Source organism: Enterobacter sp. fkY84-1, assembly GCF_052974705.1.
The window spans coordinates 3410992-3425959 of record NZ_CP169393.1 but is presented as its reverse complement, the minus strand read 5'-3'; the positions used below and the strand labels follow the sequence as shown (position 1 = coordinate 3425959).

8 protein-coding genes and 1 pseudogene are annotated in these 14968 nt (G+C 58.9%); 5 read left to right on the top strand and 4 right to left on the bottom strand.

All coding sequences use genetic code 11. The features are described from left to right. Window positions 1-287 precede the first annotated feature (287 nt). On the top strand, window positions 288-347 hold the full coding sequence (ypfM, locus tag ACEPLT_RS16335; RefSeq protein WP_015572204.1) for a protein YpfM: 60 nt from the start codon (window positions 288-290) through the stop codon (window positions 345-347). A 109-nt stretch (window positions 348-456) separates the two neighbouring features. On the opposite strand, the gene acrD is transcribed toward ypfM, so the two are convergent. Next, window positions 457-3570, bottom strand: coding sequence for a multidrug efflux RND transporter permease AcrD (gene acrD, locus ACEPLT_RS16330; protein ID WP_032675297.1), 3114 nt, complete (start codon window positions 3568-3570; stop codon window positions 457-459). Between the two features lie 142 nt (window positions 3571-3712). After that, a pseudogene (gene narQ / locus ACEPLT_RS16325) lies at window positions 3713-5407 on the bottom strand (nitrate/nitrite two-component system sensor histidine kinase NarQ). 152 nt (window positions 5408-5559) lie between these two features. Here narQ and aegA point away from each other — a divergent pair. The 3 genes from aegA to ACEPLT_RS16310 all read left to right on the top strand — a co-directional run bounded on the left by aegA (window position 5560) and on the right by ACEPLT_RS16310 (window position 9344). Further along, a complete protein-coding gene (gene aegA / locus ACEPLT_RS16320; RefSeq protein ID WP_032675296.1) occupies window positions 5560-7539 on the top strand; it encodes a formate-dependent uric acid utilization protein AegA in 1980 nt (659 codons plus the stop codon). A 66-nt stretch (window positions 7540-7605) separates the two neighbouring features. Beyond that, window positions 7606-8199, top strand: coding sequence for a GDP-mannose pyrophosphatase NudK (gene nudK, locus ACEPLT_RS16315; RefSeq protein ID WP_025912781.1), 594 nt, complete (start codon window positions 7606-7608; stop codon window positions 8197-8199). Window positions 8200-8300: 101 nt separating this feature from the next. Beyond that, the gene (locus ACEPLT_RS16310) at window positions 8301-9344 is read left to right on the top strand and encodes a DUF1176 domain-containing protein (protein WP_008501620.1); all 1044 of its coding nucleotides are present in this window, start codon (window positions 8301-8303) and stop codon (window positions 9342-9344) included. Window positions 9345-9439: 95 nt separating this feature from the next. On the opposite strand, the gene tkt is transcribed toward ACEPLT_RS16310, so the two are convergent. Continuing rightward, entirely contained in the window at window positions 9440-11428 is a 1989-nt protein-coding gene (gene tkt, locus ACEPLT_RS16305) for a transketolase (RefSeq protein ID WP_008501619.1), read from the bottom strand. Window positions 11429-11447: 19 nt separating this feature from the next. Beyond that, a complete protein-coding gene (gene tal, locus ACEPLT_RS16300) occupies window positions 11448-12398 on the bottom strand; it encodes a transaldolase (protein WP_025912780.1) in 951 nt (316 codons plus the stop codon). Between the two features lie 289 nt (window positions 12399-12687). Between tal and maeB the strand changes: the two genes are divergently transcribed. After that, window positions 12688-14967, top strand: a complete 2280-nt coding sequence (gene maeB / locus ACEPLT_RS16295) for an NADP-dependent oxaloacetate-decarboxylating malate dehydrogenase (protein ID WP_008501617.1) — start codon at window positions 12688-12690, stop codon at window positions 14965-14967. Window position 14968: the final 1 nt, after the last annotated feature.

Here is a 14968-nt window from a genome sequence, read left to right as displayed (position 1 = left end):
GTCTTCTTAAATCGACTCACAACTGTACGCTGAATATTCTTTCATCATTTAAGCATAGATGTCCATTAACTTTAAAAATCCAATAAACTCAGCCAATAAAATAAAACTCACCCGTTCGTAGGGTTATTTCAAAATATTGCTGGCCGTCACAAAAAATTGAGGGCTCTCCGTTCATATTTATCATAAATCCCCGCAGGACGTAGGGTACAATCACAGCAATTGGTTAAATAGTCTTCACAATGATGGTACGTTTTTGTAGAATGCGCATAATAATAAGAGAGGTTGTTATGATTGAACGTGAACTGGGGAACTGGAAAGATTTTATCGAAGGCATGCTTCGTAAATGACATTCAGTAAGAATTGCAAGAGCACTAAAATAAGTAAAATAACCATAGTGTGAATTAATCACACAGTAAAAAGGCGGCCGATAAAGCCGCCTTTTTTTATTTCAACCACTTACTCAGGACGTTCCTTTAGCGGGAAGCGGCGACGCACCAGCACAAAGAACAGCGGAACGAAGTAAATGGCCAGGATGGTGGCCGAAATCATGCCGCCCATCACCCCCGTGCCGACGGCATGCTGGCTGCTGGAACCTGCACCGGTGCTGGTCGCCATCGGCAGTACACCAAAAATAAACGCCAGCGAGGTCATCAGGATCGGACGCAGGCGCTGACGGCAGGCGTGCAGCGTGGCGGCCATCAGCTCGTGGCCTTTGGCATTCATCTCGTTAGCAAACTCAACGATCAGAATGGCGTTTTTCGCCGACAGCCCAATGACGGTGAGCAGGCCCACCTGGAAGTAGACATCGTTCTCCAGGCCGCGCATCCACGTTGCGAGCAGCGCACCGATAACCCCAAGGGGCACGACCAGCATGACCGAGAACGGGACCGACCAGCTCTCATACAGGGCGGCAAGGCAGAGGAAGACCACCAGCAGCGAGAGCGCGTAAAGGGCGGGGGCCTGCGCCCCTGAGAGACGCTCCTGGTAAGACATGGCCGTCCACTCGAGACCAAAACCGGCGGGCAGCTGTTGCACCAGTTTTTCCATGGTGTCCATGGCGGTACCGGTGCTGACGCCCGGCGCGGCTTCCCCGACGATTTCAACCGCAGAATAGCCGTTATAGCGTTCCAGGCGTGGCGATCCGCTCTCCCAGTGCGAACTGGCAAAGGCGGAGAACGGCACCATGCCGCCAGCATTATTTCTGACAAACCAGCGGTTAATATCATCCGGCAGCATGCGGAACGGCGCGGCGGACTGGACATACACTTTTTTCACGCGGCCGCGATCCATAAAGTCATTCACATAGCTCGACCCCCACGCCGTTTGCAGGGTGTCGTTGATATCGTTGATCGACACACCCAGCGCCTGCGCCTTACGCTGATCGATATCCACCTGAAGCTGCGGGCTGTCGTCGAGGCCGTTATGGCGAACGCGGGTCAGGCCGGGATCGTTGCCTGCCAGCGCTAACAGCTTATCGCGTGCGGCCATCAGCGCCGTGTGGCCCGCCCCGGCGTGATCCTGCAGCTCCATATCGAACCCGGCTGAACTGCCCAGGCCGCTTATCGCCGGCGGGCTGCTGGCAAAGACGCGCGCCTCTTTGATGTGCGCAAAGGCTTTTGTCGCACGTTCAATGATGGCAAACGAGGTGCCCGTCCGGGTATCGCGTTCGTCCCAGTCCTTCAGGCGGACAAACATGCGGGCAACGTTCTGCCCGTTTCCGCCCGGGCCGGAGCCGACGGTGGAGAAGACCGAGACAACGTTATCTTTCTCTTTGGTGAAGAAGTACTGCTCCACTTTCTGCACCACTTTTAGCGTCTGCTGCTGCGTTGCGCCGCTCGGAAGCTGCACCGAGGTGGTGAACATCCCGCGGTCTTCCATCGGCAGGAACGAGGTGGGCAGGTGCAGGAACAGCCAGACCATGCCGCCCAGCAGCACAACGTAAATCATCATCCAGCGCAGGCTGCGGTGCAGTACGCGACCCACGGCAGATTCATAGCGCGCGGCGTTGCGGTTGAACATCCGGTTAAACCAGCCGAAGAACCCTTTCTGCCCGTGATGCTCCCCTTTGTGCAGCGGTTTCAGAATGGTGGCGCACAGCGCGGGGGTGAGGATCAGCGCGACCAGCACGGAGAGCACCATCGCCGAGACGATGGTGATCGAGAACTGGCGATAAATCGCCCCGGTGGTGCCGCCAAAGAAGGCCATCGGGATAAAGACGGCCGACAGCACCATCGCAATCCCGACCAGCGCCCCCTGAATTTGCCCCATGGACTTGCGCGTCGCCTGGCGCGGAGAGAGCCCTTCTTCGCTCATGATGCGCTCGACGTTTTCAACCACCACGATGGCATCATCCACCAGAAGGCCGATCGCCAGCACCATCGCAAACATCGTCAGGGTATTAATGCTGTACCCGAAGGCGTAGAGCACCGCAAAGGTCCCCAGCAGCACGACGGGGACGGCAATGGTGGGGATCAGCGTCGCGCGGAAGTTTTGCAGGAACAGGTACATGACCAGGAACACCAGCGCGATGGCTTCGAGCAGAGTCTTCACCACGTCCTCAATGGAGGCTTTTACGAAGGAGGTGGTTTCATAGGCGACTTTGTACTCCAGCCCGTGCGGGAAATACTGCGACAGCTCGTCCAGACGGTCTAACACCAGTTTTGCCGTCGCCATTTCGTTCGCGCCGGAGGCCAGCTTAATCCCCAGACCGGAGGCCTGCTTGCCGTTAAAGCGGCTCAGGTAGTCGTATTTCTCCGCCCCCATTTCCACCGTGGCGACATCGCCCAGACGAACTTCCGACCCGTCCTGATTCACGCGCAGGGTGATATTGCGGAACTGGTCCGGCGTCTGCAGCAGGGATTGTGAATTAATGGTGGCGTTCAGGGCTTGCTTATCAACGGAAGGCGTTCCCCCCAGTTGCCCCACGGCAATCTGGGCGTTCTGGGCTTTGATAGCATCCGTCACGTCGGTCGCCGTCATCTGGTAGCTGTTCAGCTTGTTGGGATCGAGCCAGATACGCATGGAGTACTGTGAGCCATAGGCGTCGATATCCCCGACGCCGTTGATCCGGCTGATGGGATCCTGAATATTGCTGGCGACGTAGTCCGCGATGTCCTGTTTATCCATCGAGCCATCTGTCGAGACAAACGCGATGGTCAATATGTTGGTATCGCCGGTTTTGCGCACGGTCACGCCCTGGTTCTGCACCGCCTGGGGCAGCTTGCGCATGGCCGACTGCAGCTGGTTTTGGACCTGCTGCACCGCTTCGTCCGGGTCGGTGCCCGCCTTAAAGCTCAGGGTCACCGTCGCCTGTCCCGTGGCGCTGCTTTGTGAGGACATGTACATCAGGTTATCCAGACCCGTCATGTTCTGCTCGATAACCTGCGTCACGGTATTTTCCAGCGTCTGTGCGGACGCGCCGGGGTAGTTTGCGGTGACGCGCACGTTCGGCGGTGCCAGGTCGGGGTATTGCTCAACGGGAAGTGACGTAATCGCCAGGACACCTGTCAGACACAACAGGATGGCAAGCACCCAGGCAAAAATGGGGCGATCGATGAAAAAATTCGCCATGAAAGTGTGACCTCGTTTTGCTGCACGTCATTATTGTTTATTGCCCGCATAACTTTAGCGGTAAGGCCCAGGTCAAACGTGGAGAAATAAAGGAGATAGTGTAAATTATCATGCGCTTTTCCCTGCGCTTCCCTCTTTACCGTTATTTACCCGTTAACGGCGTGGGCGCCGGAAACGTCACGCTGACCAGCGTGCCGCCGTTTCGCGGCTGCGAGAAGTGCAGCACTCCTCCAAGCCGCTGCGCGCGTTCGCGCATAATGTTCAGACCGTAATGTCCCGGCGGCTCGCTGGCCTCGCCAATCCCGATGCCGTTGTCGCGAATGCTGACGCTGTGCGTACCGTCCGCTGCGGTCACGCAGCTCACGGTGATCTCGCTGGCCTGCGCGTGCTTAATGGCGTTCAACACCGCCTCACGCACGATCTGTAACAGGTGCACCTGCTTTTGCGCGTCGAGCGCCAGCGAGGAGAGGCGGCAGTCGAGATGCAGTTTCGCCTGCGTCTGGCTCTGCAGGGCATCGAGTGACTCCTGCAGCGCCGCGGGTAAATTCGCGTGGTTCAACGTCAGGCGGAAGGTAGTCAGCAGCTCGCGAAGCTGCTGCCAGGCGTTGTTCAGCTCGCGGGAGAAGTCGGTGATAATGGCCTGCGCTTGGGTATTTTCTTCCGGCACGGCGCGTTTGAGCAGCGCAAGCTGAATGCGCAGATACGACAGCACCTGCGCCAGCTAATCGTGCAGCTCGCGGGCAATGGTGGCGCGCTCTTCCATCAGCAGCAGCTGCTGGTAATGCTTTTGCGCCTGGTTAAAGTACAGCCCGCGCCCGAGCATGGTCGCCACGCTTCTCATCAGCGGAAGGGGGACGCTGTCCGCCTCGCTTTGCCAGCGCAGCTCGCCATAGAGCGTGTCCTGCATCAGTACCGGCAGGTTTTGCAGAGGGATACCCTCAGCCTCCGTCCCTTCGCATAGCCGCCAGTCGTCGCTGGTGCGCAGTTCCAGATAATTCATCTGCGTATAGTCATGGACAATCTGCAGGATATGCCGGAAACAGTGGCTGTCTATCTGGCCGGTATTGAGCGCCTGCGAGCACTTGAACAGCATGTCGAGCTGCTGGTGGGCTTCGTGCAGGTGCCGCGTCTTTTCCGCAACCGAGGCCTCGAGCGAACGGTAGAGCGTATCGAGCTCGGCCGACATGTGGTTAAAGGCGCGCGAAAGCTGGCCCAGCTCGTTCGGCAGGGCGCTATCCGGCGCAGGAGTGGCAAATTCGCCGCACTCAATGCGTTCGCTGGCCGCCACCAGGTTATTCAGCGGCAGCACCACCTGACGACGGATGCGTCGCAGGGTAAACAGCGTCAGCAGCAGGATCCCGAGTGCGCCAGCCAGCGAGAGCAGGGTGACCGTTTGAATTTTATGTTCGGTGTAGTGCTGGAGGGCGAGCACAAAGGCATCAATGCGGCCCACAAAATCCTCAATATTGCGTTGATACCACGCGCTGTCGCCGCGGGCGATATGCGCATCCATCTCCTGCCAGGCCACATGCAGCTGCTGATAGCGTGCTTTCACATTGTCCGGGACGTACCAGCGATCCAGCTTCTGCAGGGCAGGCGCGCCGAGCGTCTGTTGCCAGCTCTCGCGATGTGCCGCAAGGGAAGGGCTGTTTCGCTGCATCTCGTAGCCCAGACGATAGCTCTGCATGCGCAGTGAGCCAGCGATGTTGATGGCTTCGGCATCGCGCTGGCTGCTGGCCAGCGTCAGCAACGCGACGGTGCTGCTGAGTACGGATAGGGCAATGATCGAAAAGAAAGCCCAGGCAAGGCTTCCGGAAACGGGTCGTTTAACGGTCACAGAACGGCTCTCTGAATAAAATTGATCTGCCACAGGTTCATTGGAAATAATTGGGCGCTTCAGGCATTTGAACATTGCCCGAACGCACCGTGATGCGTAAATACCATACTCTTATAAAGAGAAAGGTTATTGAACCAAAAACAGGTGTGGTTATGAATCGTTTTATTATGGCTAACAGCCAGCAGTGCATTGGGTGTCGCGCCTGCGAAGTCGCCTGCGTGATGGCGCACAACGGTGAGCAGCATGCCCTGAGCGAGCGCCATTTTCATCCCCGTATCACGGTCCTGAGATCCGGCGAGAAGAGCCACCCCGTGACCTGTCATCATTGCGAAAATGCACCCTGCGCGCAAAGCTGCCCGAACGGCGCCATCAGCAAATGCGATGACAGCGTACAGGTGAATCAACAAAAATGCATCGGCTGTAAGGCCTGCGCGGTGGCCTGCCCGTTTGGCACGATGGAGATTATCGTCACTCCGCTCGACAATGGCAGCGTGAAGGCCTCGGCGAATAAATGCGATCTCTGTCTGACGCGTCCACACGGCCCGGCCTGTATCGAAAATTGCCCGGCGGATGTCCTCTCCCTGGCGACGCCTGCCGCGCTGGAAAACCTGGCGAAATCGCGCCGACAGCGCACGGCCTGCCTGGAGGCGCAGCCCTGGCATGGTGCCGAGGCCGTCAGCGTGGACGCGCCGCGTACCAAACTGCAGCAGATGCAAACGACCCCGCCCCGCGGCGAGCCCGACAAGCTGGCTGGCGCAGAGCGCGTGGGCCATTTTAACGAAATTTACCTGCCGTTCCGGGCCGAACAGGCCGCCCGCGAGGTGTCGCGCTGCCTGAAGTGCGGAGAGCACAGCATTTGCGAATGGACCTGCCCGCTGCACAACCACATCCCGCAGTGGATTGAGCGCCTCAACGCGGGGGATATCACCGGCGCGGTCGAGCTTTCTCATCAGACCAACTGTTTACCTGAAATTACCGGTCGCGTCTGCCCGCAGGACCGGCTATGCGAGGGAGCCTGCACGCTTCGTGACGCGGCGGGGGCCGTGACGATCGGCAACATCGAGCGCTACATCTCCGATCGGGCGCTGGCGATGGGCTGGCGGCCGGATATGTCCGCCGTCACGCCGTCAGGTAAACGTGTCGCGATTGTCGGCGCGGGGCCCGCCGGGCTGGCGTGCGCCGACGTGCTGGCGCGCCGCGGCGTGAGCGTGACGGTCTATGACCTGCATCCGGAGATCGGCGGTTTGCTGACCTTTGGCATCCCGGCATTTAAGCTCGATAAATCGCTGCTCGCCCGGCGCAGAGAGATCTTTACCGCGATGGGGATCCGCTTCGAGCTGAACTGCGAGGTGGGCCAGGACGTGTCGATGTCGCAGCTCAAGAGCGATTACGACGCCCTGTTTATTGGCGTGGGTACCTATCGTTCGATGAAAGCGGGTATCCCGAACGAGGATGCGCCAGGGGTCTACGACGCGCTGCCTTTCCTGGTGGGCAACACGCGGCATGTTATGGGGCTGGAGGCGACGGCCAGCGAGTCGTTCATCGACACCCGTGGCCTGAACGTGGTGGTGCTGGGTGGAGGCGATACCGCGATGGACTGCGTCCGCACGGCGTTACGTCACGGCGCGGCGACGGTCACCTGCGCCTATCGTCGGGATGAGGCCAACATGCCGGGCTCGAAGAAAGAGGTGCAGAACGCCAGAGAAGAGGGGGCGTCATTTGAGTTTAACGTCCAGCCGGTTGAGCTGACGCTGGATCCGAACGGTAAGGTCAACGGTATCCGGATGCTGCGTACCGCGCTCGGTGAGCCGGATGCGCAGGGGCGTCGTCGGCCCGTTCCGGTGGCGGGCAGCGAGTTTGTGATGGCCGCGGATGCAGTCATCATGGCGTTTGGCTTTAATCCGCACGCGATGCCGTGGCTGCAGGCGCAGGGGGTTGAAACGGACGACTGGGGGCGGATCGTGGCCTCGGTCGAGAGCCGCTACCGTTATCAGACAACCAACCCGCAGATCTTCGCCGGGGGCGATGCGGTACGCGGCGCGGATCTGGTCGTCACCGCGATGGCGGAAGGGCGTCATGCCGCGCAGGGGATACTCGACTGGCTGGGAGTGGATGTACCACAACATCATTAATCCGGCGGACGACAAAGCGGGATTCACGGCGTAGTATAGGACGACTCATTGTGCCGTGGAGCCCGTATGACCCTGAAAATTGACGTTATCAAAGACAAAATTCTCTCTGAAAACTACTTTGTCCTGCGTAACATCACCTATGATCTTACACGTAACAACGGTGAAGTGATCCGCCACAAGCGCGAGGTCTATGACCGTGGTAACGGAGCAACCATCCTGCTCTATAACCGTGAAAAGCAGAGCGTGGTGCTGATCCGTCAGTTCAGGGTGGCAACATGGGTCAATGGCAATCCTGACGGACGTCTGATTGAAACCTGCGCGGGCCTGCTCGATGACGATGAGCCGGAAGTCTGCATCCGCAAAGAGGCCGTCGAAGAGACCGGCTTTGAAGTGGGCGAGGTCAAAAAGGTCTTCGAGCTGTACATGTCCCCGGGCGGCGTGACGGAAATTGTCCATTTCTTCATTGCTGAATACAGCGACGCACAGCGCACGCACCGGGGCGGTGGCGTAGAGGATGAAGATATCGACGTGCTGGAGCTTCCTTTTGCCCGAGCGCTGGAGATGGTGCGTTCAGGCGAAATCAGGGATGGTAAAGCGGTGATATTGCTGCAGTATTTACAGACAACCGGGCTGATGAACACCCCTTTCGAACGGATATAGCCTGTTTTTCAGGTATATCTGATAAATCCGATTGAGCAACCCCGGCGGGAACACGAAGATACTGCCCTGTTATGCGTTTTCGTTCCGGGATTGTGTCATTCATGCGCTACAGCGTCTTTTTATTTTCCCTGTTTTGTGTGCTCCTCGCGCCGCAGGTGCGGGCTGCACCCGCGCAGCAAGCCTTCTCTGACTGGCAGGTGACCTGCAATAACCAGAACTTTTGCCTTGCCCGCAACACGGGCGAACACCGCGGTCTGGTCATGACGCTCACCCGGAGCGCCGGGGCGAAAACGGATGCCACGCTGCGTATCGATCTCGGCGGTCTTGATACGCCTTCCGTGAAAGAGCCGGATATTGCCCCGCGGCTGCTGCTGGATAATGTTCCCCTGAAGCTCGACAAACAGCGCTGGCAGCTCACCCCCTGGCATCTGAAAACGGACGATGCGGCCACCATCACCGCCTTTCTGAAAAACATCCAGGAAGGAAAAGCCCTGACTCTGCGAGGCGGTAAGCAGGTGATTTCACTGGCCGGTCTGAAAGCCGCGCTGCTGTTCATTGATGCCCAGCAAAAGCGCGTTGGCAGCGAAACCGCGTGGATCAAGAAAGGTGACGATCCGCCGTTAAGCGTGCCGCCCGCACCTGCCCTGAAAAAGGTGGCGATCGTTAATCCTACCCCAACACCGCTTTCCCATGCCGAACTGAACGATCTGCTGGATTATGGTACCGGCAGGATGAACAGCAGCCAGTGTTCGCTGGATCCTAACCGTCGCGAAGTGCGCGTCACCGCGTTAACCGATGACAAAGCGCTGCTGATCGTCAGCTGCGAGGCGGGGGCCTATAACACGGTCGATCTGGCGTGGCTGGTGTCACGTAAAAAACCGTTCTCTGCCCGCAGCGTGAGGCTGCGTCTGCCGTTTACGCCGTCAAGCGACAGCAGCGAAATCGAGTTGATGAACGCCAGCTTTGATGAAAAGACGCGCGAGCTGACCACGCTCTCGCTGGGGCGCGGTATGGGGGATTGTGGGATCCAGACGCGCTGGCGGTTTGACGGCCAGCGTTTCCGCCTGGTGCGCTATGCCGAGGAACCCAGCTGTGATAACTGGAATGGGCCAGACGCCTGGCCCACGCTGTGGATCACGCGGTAGTTTTTTGCCGGGTGGCGCTGTCGCTTACCCGGCCTACGGTTTGGTGGTTTTGTAGGCCGGGTAAGCGACAGCGCCACCCGGCAACGCAGACCGCACTAAATCACGCTCAGCGCCTTCTCTACCACGTTCTCAACGGTAAAGCCAAAGTACGGGAACAGCTTGTCGGCAGGGGCGGACTCACCGTAGCCCCGCATCCCAACAATCGCTCCTTTGAGCCCGACATACTTGTACCAGTAGTCGGCAATACCGGCCTCCACCGCCACGCGCGCCGCGACGTTAGAGGGCAGCACCGATTCCCGGTACGCCTCGTCCTGGGCGTCAAAGATATCCGTGGAAGGCAGGGAGACGACCCGCACCGCGTGGCCTTCGGCGGTCAGTTTTTCCGCCGCTTTTACCGTGATTTCCACCTCGGAACCGGTCGCAATCAGGATCACGTCCGGCTTGCCGCCGCTGTCTTTCAGGATATAGCCGCCGCGGGCAATGTTTTTCACCTGCTCCGGCGTGCGCTCAATCTGCGTCAGGTTCTGGCGTGACAGGATCAGCGCCGTCGGGCCGTTATGGCGTTCTACCGCCAGCTTCCAGCCCACCGCCGCTTCGACCTGATCGCAGGGACGCCAGGTGCTGAAGTTGGGTGTTAAACGCAGGCTCGCCAGCTGTTCAACCGCCTGGTGGGTGGGGCCGTCTTCTCCCAGACCGATGGAGTCGTGGGTATAGACCATAATCTGCCGCGCCTTCATCAGCGCTGCCATGCGTGCCGCGTTACGGGCGTACTCGACGAACATCAGGAAGGTGGCGGTGTAGGGCACGAAGCCGCCGTGGTGGGCGATGCCGTTGGCGATCGCGGTCATCCCGAACTCGCGCACGCCGTAGTGGATATAGTTCCCGGCAATATCCTCCTTCAGCGATTTCGAGCCCGACCAGATGGTCAGGTTACTCGGTGCCAGGTCCGCTGAGCCGCCCAGCAGCTCAGGAAGGAGAGGGCCAATCGCATTCAGGGTGTTTTGCGACGCCTTACGGGTGGCGATTTTTGCCGGGTTGGACTGCAGGTTTTCAATCAGCGCCTGGGTTTTATCGTCCCAGTCCTCCGGCAGACCGCCGCTCATGCGCCGGGAAAACTCGGCGGCCAGTTCCGGGTACGCTTTTTTGTAGGCGGCGAATTTCTCGTTCCAGGCCTGCTGGGCTTTCTCACCGTCTTCACGGGCATCCCACGCCCGGTAGATCTCTTTCGGGATTTCAAACGGCGGGTATTTCCAGCCCAGCTTCTGCCGGGTCAGCGCCACTTCTTCGTCACCCAGCGCCGCGCCGTGCGCCTCTTCTTTGCCCGCCTTGTTCGGCGAGCCGAAGCCGATAACCGTGCGGCAGATAATCAGGGACGGTTTGTCCTTCACGCTCTGCGCTTCCTGAATCGCTTTTTTCACCGCCTCAGGATCGTGGCCGTCGATCTCGTGCACCACGTGCCAGTGATAGGCCTCGAAGCGTTTTGCCGTGTCGTCGGTGAACCAGCCCTCGGTTTCCCCGTCGATGGAGATGCCGTTGTGATCGTAGAAGCCAATCAGCTTGCCGAGCCCCAGGGTGCCCGCCAGGGAGCAGACCTCATGGGAAATCCCCTCCATCAGGCAGCCGTCACCCATAAACACGTAGGTGTAGTGATCGACAATCTCGTGGTCCGGCTGGTTGAACTGTGCCGCCAGCGTACGCTCGGCAATCGCCAGCCCGACCGCATTGGCCAGCCCCTGACCGAGCGGCCCGGTGGTGGTCTCCACGCCCGGCGTATAGCCGATCTCCGGGTGCCCCGGGGTTTTAGAGTGCAGCTGGCGGAAGTTTTTCAGCTCCTCAAGCGGCAGATCGTAACCGGACAGGTGCAGCAGGCTGTAGAGCAGCATCGAGGCGTGGCCGTTGGAGAGAATAAAGCGGTCACGGTCGTACCAGGTGGGATCGTTAGGGTTGTGCTTCAGGAAGTCGTTCCACAGCACTTCGGCAATATCGGCCATGCCCATCGGTGCGCCGGGATGGCCAGAATTGGCTTTCTGCACGGCATCCATGCTGAGGGCGCGGATGGCATTGGCGAGCTCTTTACGGGACATAGTTCACTCCGTGGCAAGGTTAAAGTTTGGCAGCGAGAAGATCTTCGAGTTTGCGCTGGTCGACGGCGAACAGGCGGATACCTTCCGCCAGTTTTTCCACGGCCATGGCGTCCTGATTGTGCTCCCAGCGGAATTCGGCTTCGGTCATGGTTTTCGGTTTTGGCAGAACGGTAGAGGTGGGGATCAGCTTGCGGATGACCGTCTCTTCTTTGTCCTGTAGCTCCTGGAGCAGGTTAGGGGAGATGGTCAGGCGGTCGCAGCCCGCCAGGGCGAGGATCTGCTCGGTACGGCGGAAGCTGGCCCCCATCACGATGGTTTCGTACCGATGCTGTTTGTAGTAGTCGTAGATATTGCGCACCGATTTCACGCCCGGGTCCTCATCCACCACGTACGGATCCATCGGCTGTTTCGCCTGGTACCAGTCGTAGATGCGGCCAACAAACGGTGACACCAGGAACACGCCCGCTTCGGCACAGGCGCGCGCCTGGGCAAAGGAGAACAGCAGCGTCAGGTTGCAGTGAATTCCCTCTTTTTCCAGTACCTCTGCGGCGCGGATGCCTTCCCAGGTCGACGCCAGCTTGATCAGAATGCGTGATTTATCGATCCCCTGCTCCTGGTAGAGTTCCACCAGGCGGCGAGCCTTGTTGATGCTCTTTTCTTTATCGAACGAGAGGCGGGCGTCAACTTCAGTCGAGACGCGCCCCGGAATGCTTTTAAGAATTTCCGCACCAAAATTAACTGCCAGCTTGTCGCTGGCTTCGGCGACCTGCTGCTCCTGCGTCTTCCCGCGCTGTTTTCCGTAGGCAATGGCGTCATCAATCAGATGACTAAAATGGGTAAGCCCGGCTGCCTTGAGCAGTAGCGAAGGGTTGGTGGTCGCATCCTCCGGCTGATAGTGGCGAATCGACTCGATATCGCCGCTGTCTGCGACCACCGTGGTGAATTGTTTGATGCCGTCTAGCTGGTTCATAAATGATTACTCCTTGGAAATAAAAGCGTTAGCTGAGTGCGTTAGTTCACACTTCTGAGAAAATCATGATGGACTTAACAAAAAAGCATAGCAGACGGGGGAGGCATTGCTTTTGAGACGGGTAACATGGCTGTTATAAATTGATAACAATTTTTAATGTGTGATGGTGAGAGTTTGGCAGCCTTCAAAGTTTAGGAGGCGGCCTGAGGCGATACTAGGCGGCACACCAGGGTGTGCAACCGGATCGTTTTCGTCACCCTTTTGACCGATACGTGAAAGGAAAAATAAGATGGATGAGCAGTTGAAACAGAGTGCCCTCGATTTTCACGAGTTCCCTGTCCCGGGCAAAATTCAGGTCTCCCCAACCAAGCCGCTGGCGACACAGCGCGATCTGGCGCTGGCCTACTCGCCGGGCGTGGCGGCCCCGTGTCTGGAGATCGAAAAAGATCCGCTGGCGGCCTATAAATACACCGCGCGCGGCAACCTTGTTGCCGTGATCTCTAACGGCACGGCGGTACTGGGGCTCGGTAACATCGGCGCTCTGGCCGGTAAGCCGGTGATGGAAGGAAAGGGGGTGCTGTTCAAGAAATTCGCCGGTATCGACGTGTTTGATATCGAGGTGGACGAGCTCGATCCTGACAAATTCATCAACGTGGTGGCCGCGCTGGAGCCGACCTTCGGCGGGATCAACCTGGAAGACATCAAAGCGCCGGAATGTTTCTATATCGAGCAGAAGCTGCGCGAGCGTATGAACATTCCCGTGTTCCATGACGACCAGCACGGAACGGCCATTATCAGCACCGCCGCCATTCTCAACGGCCTGCGCGTGGTAGAGAAAAATCTCTCCGACGTTCGCATGGTGGTGTCCGGCGCAGGTGCGGCGGCGATTGCCTGTATGAACCTTCTGGTGGCGCTGGGGATGCAGAAACACAACATTGTGGTCTGCGACTCCAAGGGCGTGATTTACAAAGATCGCGAGCCGAACATGGCGGAAACCAAAGCGGCGTATGCGGTAGAAGACGACGGCAAGCGCACGCTTGAGGACGTGATTGACGGCGCGGATATCTTCCTCGGCTGCTCGGGTCCGAAAGTGCTGACCCAGGAGATGGTGAAGAAGATGGCGCGCGCGCCGATGATCCTGGCCCTGGCGAACCCTGAGCCGGAAATTCTGCCGCCGCTGGCGAAAGCGGTGCGTGAAGACGCCATTATCTGCACCGGGCGTTCCGACTACCCGAACCAGGTGAACAACGTGCTCTGCTTCCCGTTCATCTTCCGCGGCGCGCTGGACGTCGGCGCGACGGCGATCAACGAAGAGATGAAGCTGGCCGCGGTGCACGCCATTGCGGAGCTGGCCCACGCCGAGCAGAGTGAAGTGGTTGCCTCAGCCTATGGCGATCAGGATCTGAGCTTTGGTCCGGACTACATCATTCCAAAACCGTTCGACCCGCGTCTGATTGTCAAAATTGCCCCTGCGGTGGCAAAAGCGGCGATGGATTCCGGCGTGGCGACGCGTCCGATTGAAGACTTCGACGCTTACGTCGATAAGCTCACCGAGTTTGTCTATAAAACCAACCTGTTCATGAAGCCGATCTTCTCTCAGGCGCGCGCCGACGCGAAGCGCGTGGTGCTGGCGGAAGGGGAAGAGGCGCGCGTGCTGCACGCCACCCAGGAGCTGATCACCTTAGGCCTGGCGAAACCAATCCTGATTGGTCGTCCGAGCGTGATTGAAATGCGTATCCAGAAGCTGGGCCTGCAGATTAAGCCGGGCGTCGACTTCGAGATCGTCAACAACGAATCCGATCCGCGCTTCAAAGAGTACTGGAGCGAATACTACGCGATCATGAAGCGCCGGGGGATCACCCAGGAGCAGGCGCAGAAAGCCGTCATCAGCAACACGACGGTGATCGGCGCGATCATGGTCCATCGCGGCGAGGCGGATGCGCTGATCTGCGGCACCATCGGCGACTACCACGAGCACTTTAGCGTGGTGCAGGAGATCTTCGGCTATCGCGACGGCGTCCATACCGCCGGGGCGATGAACGCCCTGCTGCTGCCGAGCGGGAACACCTTTATCGCTGATACCTATGTTAACGACGATCCGAGCCCGGACGAGCTGGCGGAGATCACCGTGATGGCCGCCGAGACCGTGCGCCGCTTCGGTATCGAGCCGAAGGTGGCGCTGCTGTCGCACTCTAACTTCGGTTCGTCCAAATCAGCGGCGGCCTGCAAAATGCGTGAGACGCTGGCGCTGGTGCGCGAGCGCGCGCCGGAGCTGATGATTGACGGGGAAATGCACGGCGATGCGGCGCTGGTGGAGAGCATCCGTAACGAACGTATGCCGGACAGCCCGCTGAAGGGATCGGCAAACATCCTGATTATGCCGAATGTGGAAGCGGCGCGTATCAGCTATAACCTGCTGCGCGTCTCCAGCTCTGAAGGGGTGACCGTAGGACCGGTGCTGATGGGCGTGGCGAAACCGGTGCATGTGTTAACGCCGATTGCCTCCGTGCGCCGTATCGTGAATATGGTGGCGCTGGCGGTGGTTGAGGCGCAGACGCAGCCGCTGTAAG

Excerpts from the sequence above, each read along its gene's own strand:
- maeB (WP_008501617.1), top strand. The coding sequence starts at position 12,688 with ATGGATGAGCAGTTGAAACAGAGTGCCCTCGATTTTCACGAGTTCCCT.
- aegA (WP_032675296.1), top strand. The coding sequence starts at position 5,560 with ATGAATCGTTTTATTATGGCTAACAGCCAGCAGTGCATTGGGTGTCGC.
- acrD (WP_032675297.1), bottom strand. The coding sequence starts at position 3,570 with ATGGCGAATTTTTTCATCGATCGCCCCATTTTTGCCTGGGTGCTTGCC.
- nudK (WP_025912781.1), top strand. The coding sequence starts at position 7,606 with ATGACCCTGAAAATTGACGTTATCAAAGACAAAATTCTCTCTGAAAAC.
- ACEPLT_RS16310 (WP_008501620.1), top strand. The coding sequence starts at position 8,301 with ATGCGCTACAGCGTCTTTTTATTTTCCCTGTTTTGTGTGCTCCTCGCG.
- tkt (WP_008501619.1), bottom strand. The coding sequence starts at position 11,428 with ATGTCCCGTAAAGAGCTCGCCAATGCCATCCGCGCCCTCAGCATGGAT.
- tal (WP_025912780.1), bottom strand. The coding sequence starts at position 12,398 with ATGAACCAGCTAGACGGCATCAAACAATTCACCACGGTGGTCGCAGAC.